Source organism: Ruegeria sp. YTSC003 (assembly GCF_059609785.1).
On record NZ_JBXWMK010000034.1, the window covers coordinates 1 to 4101 of the forward strand.

Here is a 4101-nt window from a genome sequence, read left to right on the forward strand (position 1 = left end):
TTTACTCAGCGGCTTCTTCGTATGCGTCCATTGGGGGGCATGTGCAGATTAGGTTTCTGTCGCCATATGCGTTGTCGACGCGGTTTACGGGGGACCAGTATTTGTCGACGCCCATGGAGCCTGGGGGGAAGCAGGCCTGTTCGCGGCTGTAGGGCCGGTCCCAGTCGCCGACCAGATCGCGCACCGTGTGGGGGGCGTTTTTCAGCGGGTTGTTCTCCGCGTCGATCTTGCCGTCGATGATGTCCTGCGCTTCGGCCCGGATGGACAGCATGGCGTCGCAGAAGCGGTCCAGTTCGTCCTTGGGCTCCGATTCCGTAGGCTCGACCATCAGCGTGCCGGCCACTGGCCAGGACATGGTCGGCGCGTGGAAGCCGCTGTCGATCAGGCGTTTGGCCACGTCATCAACGGTCACATGCGCAGCCTCATCCAACGGACGGGTGTCGAGGATGCATTCATGCGCCACCCGACCTGTCTCGGACGTGTAGAGGATGGGATAGGCATCCTGCAGACGCGCCGCGATGTAGTTGGCGTTCAGGATCGCCACCTTGGTCGCCTGCGTCAGACCCGCGCCGCCCATCAGCAGCACATAGGCCCAGCTGACCGGCAGAATGGACGGCGAGCCGAAGGGAGCGGCCGAGACCGGACCCACGGCGGTGCCGTATTCCGGGTGACCCGGCAGGTGTTCCTCCAGATGCGCCTTGACGCCGATCGGACCCATGCCGGGACCGCCGCCGCCATGCGGGATGCAGAAGGTCTTGTGCAGGTTCAGGTGGCTGACGTCGCCGCCAATGTCACCCGGACGCGAGAGACCCACCATGGCGTTCATGTTGGCGCCGTCGATATAGACCTGACCGCCGTGATCATGGGTGATCTGGCAGACCTCCTGAACGGTGGTCTCGAACACGCCATGGGTCGAGGGGTAGGTGATCATGCAGGCGGCCAGATGATCGGAATGCTTCTCGGCCTTGGCGCGGAAGTCATTCAGGTCAATGTTGCCGTTCTCATCGGCTTGCACCGGAACAACCTGATAGCCCACCATCTGCGCCGAGGCCGGGTTGGTGCCATGCGCCGAGGTCGGGATCAGGCAGACATTGCGGTGCGCCTCACCCCGCGCGGCGTGATAGTTGCGGATGGTCAGCAGGCCCGCATATTCACCCTGCGCGCCCGAGTTGGGCTGCTGCGAGATCGCGTCATAGCCGGTGATCTGGCACAGCTTGTCGTTCAGATCGTCGATCATCTCGTGATAGCCCCGCGCCTGATCTTCGGGGCAGAACGGGTGCAGATTGCCGAACTCGGGCCAGGTGACCGGGATCATCTCGATCGTCGCGTTCAGCTTCATGGTGCAGGACCCCAGCGGAATCATTGCCCGGTCCAGCGCCAGATCGCGGTCGGCCAGACGGCGCATATAGCGCGTGATCTCGGCCTCGGCCCGGTTCTTGTGGAAGATCTCGTGGGTCAGGTAAGGGCTTTCACGCAGCGCGTAATCGGGCAGGCGATAGACTTTGTTTGAGCTGTCATCGGTGCGATCGATGCCGAAGGCACCCCAGACGGCCTCGATGGTCTCGGGCCGGGTCTGTTCGTCCAGGCTGATGCCGACCTTGGTCTCGCCGACCTTGCGCAGGTTCACACCGCGGGCCACGGCGGCCTCCATCACGACATTCTGCAGGTGGCCGACCTCAACCGTGATGGTGTCGAAGAACACCTCTGGCTCGACCGAGAAGCCTGCCTCTTCCAGACCGGCGGCCAGGCGCGAGGTCTTGCGGTGCACCGATTGTGCGATGGCCTTGATGCCGTCGGGGCCGTGATACACGGCATACATCGAGGCAATCACCGCCAAGAGCGCCTGCGCGGTGCAGACATTCGAGTTGGCCTTCTCGCGGCGAATGTGCTGCTCACGCGTCTGCAGCGCCAGGCGGTAAGCCTTGTTGCCGCGTGCATCGATGGACACACCGATGATCCGGCCCGGCATGGACCGCTTCAGCTTGTCGGTGGTCGCCATGTAAGCGGCGTGCGGCCCGCCATAGCCCATCGGAACACCAAAGCGCTGGGTCGAGCCGATGGCAATATCCGCGCCCATCTCACCGGGAGATTTCAGCAGCGCCAGCGACAGGATGTCGGCGGCGACGATGGCGATGGCTTTATGTTCATGCAGCGCGGCGATTTCCGATGTGAAGTCGCGCACATGGCCGTGAGTGCCGGGATACTGGAAGATCGCGCCAAAGACCGATCCTGCGTCCAGCGTGTCCGGGTCGGCCACCTGCACGTCGATGCCCAGAGGCTCGGCGCGGGTTTTGATCACCGCGATGGTCTGCGGGTGGCAGTTCTTGTCCACGAAGAAGGCCGCGTTGTTGGCCTTCGACCGGCCACCACGCTTGGCCATCGCCATCGCTTCGGCAGCAGCAGTCGCCTCGTCCAGCAGGGACGCGTTGGCCACGTCCAGCCCGGTCAGGTCGCTGACCATGGTCTGGAAGTTCAACAGAGCCTCAAGCCGGCCCTGGCTGATCTCGGGCTGGTAGGGCGTATAGGCGGTATACCAGGCCGGGTTTTCCAGGATGTTGCGCAGGATCGGCGCCGGCGTGGTGGTGCCATAGTACCCCTGACCGATCAGCGAGGTCAGAACCTTGTTCTTGCTCGCCACCTCTTTCATGTAAAAGAGCGCATCGCGTTCGGTCATCGCCGGACCCCAGTCCAGCGGCTCTTTCTGCCGGATCGCAGGCGGGACGGTGGCGTCGATCAGCTGGTCCAGCGTCTTGAAGCCAATCACCTTGAGCATGTCGCGCATTTCCGTCGGGCTGGGCCCGATATGGCGGCGGTTGGCGAAGTCATAGGCTTCGTAATCAGTCAGTTTGAAGGCCATAGGTCATGCTCCTCAGGGAATGTCTCGCCCGGCCGCTCTGGCAGGAGCCTCCGGCGGGGATATTTTTAGCCAGATGAAGGGGCGGATCCGCGAAAGGACCCGCCGTTTGGGTTTACCCGATCAGGGCCTTGTAGCCGTCCAGATCCATCAGATCTTCCAGCTGCGCGGCATCCGCGATCTTGATCTTGTAGATCCAGGCCTCACCCTCGGGATCTTCGTTCAGCGCGCCGGGGTTGTCGGCCAGCGCTTCGTTCACTTCCGTGATCTCGCCATCGACCGGGGCATACAGCTCGGAGGCGGCCTTGACGGATTCGATCACGCCGATCTCACCGCCTTTTTCAAACTCATCGCCTGCTTCCTGCTGCTCCACGAACACCACGTCGCCCAGCTGTTCAGCCGCGTGCTTGGTGATGCCCAGAGTGGCCGTGTCGCCTTCGACGGTCAGCCATTCATGCTCTTCGGAATAATAGGTTGCCATGTTTGTCTCTCTCCTGACTTCAACGCTTGTAATTCTGTTTGACGAAGGGCAGCGCCACGATCTGCGCCGGCTGCGGCTTGCCCCGGATGATCAGGTTCACCGTCTCGCCCGGCTCACCGTGGCCGTTGGACACATAGCCCATCGCCACCGGTCCGCCGACCGTGGGGCCAAATACGCCCGAGGTGATCTGGCCGATCGTATTGCCATTGCTGCACTGGATTTCCACACCCTGACGCGCTGGTGCGCGGCCCTCGGGCTTGATGCCAACCAGCTTTTTGGCGGGGCCTTCGGCCAGTTCCTTCTGCACGCGCTCGGCACCCGGGAAACCGCCCTCTTCCTTGCGGCGCTTCTGGATCGCCCAAGCCAACGAGGCCTCAATCGGCGAGGTGCTCTGGTCGATGTCATTGCCATAAAGGCACAGGCCGGCCTCCAGCCGCAGGCTGTCGCGCGCGCCCAGACCGGCCGCTTCGCAATCCTCATGCGCCAGGAACGCCTTGCTGACCTCGATCGCCTTGTCCTCGGGGATCGAGATCTCGTACCCGTCCTCGCCGGTGTAGCCCAGCCGCGAGATGCGGCACTCGACACCGTTGATCGGGGCCTCAGTGGTTTCCATGAACTTCAGGTCGCGGGCGGCAGGGCAAAGATCACCCACAACGTTTTCCGCCGCCGGGCCCTGCACCGCCACCAGCGCGCGGTCGAAGATCTCGGTCACTTCGACGCCGTCCAGATTGTCTCGCATATGCGGAATGTCCTGATGGCGCAGCGC

The 4101-nt window shown here is 63.2% G+C and carries 3 protein-coding genes; all 3 read right to left on the bottom strand.

Features of this window, described 5'->3' with window-relative positions; genetic code table 11:
- Position 1: 1 nt before the first annotated feature.
- Entirely contained in the window at positions 2 to 2857 is a 2856-nt protein-coding gene (gene gcvP, locus AC2FFH_RS23090) for an aminomethyl-transferring glycine dehydrogenase (protein ID WP_496845411.1), read from the bottom strand.
- Positions 2858 to 2969: 112 nt separating this feature from the next.
- On the bottom strand, positions 2970 to 3335 hold the full coding sequence (gene gcvH / locus AC2FFH_RS23095; protein ID WP_058271403.1) for a glycine cleavage system protein GcvH: 366 nt from the start codon (positions 3333 to 3335) through the stop codon (positions 2970 to 2972).
- A gap of 19 nt (positions 3336 to 3354) precedes the next feature.
- On the bottom strand, positions 3355 to 4101 hold a 747-nt coding region (locus tag AC2FFH_RS23100), incomplete at its 5' end, for a glycine cleavage T C-terminal barrel domain-containing protein (protein WP_496845412.1).

Bases quoted from the DNA above. Each gene is read 5' to 3' on its own strand.
- gcvH (WP_058271403.1), bottom strand. From the start codon at position 3,335: ATGGCAACCTATTATTCCGAAGAGCATGAATGGCTGACCGTCGAAGGC.
- gcvP (WP_496845411.1), bottom strand. From the start codon at position 2,857: ATGGCCTTCAAACTGACTGATTACGAAGCCTATGACTTCGCCAACCGC.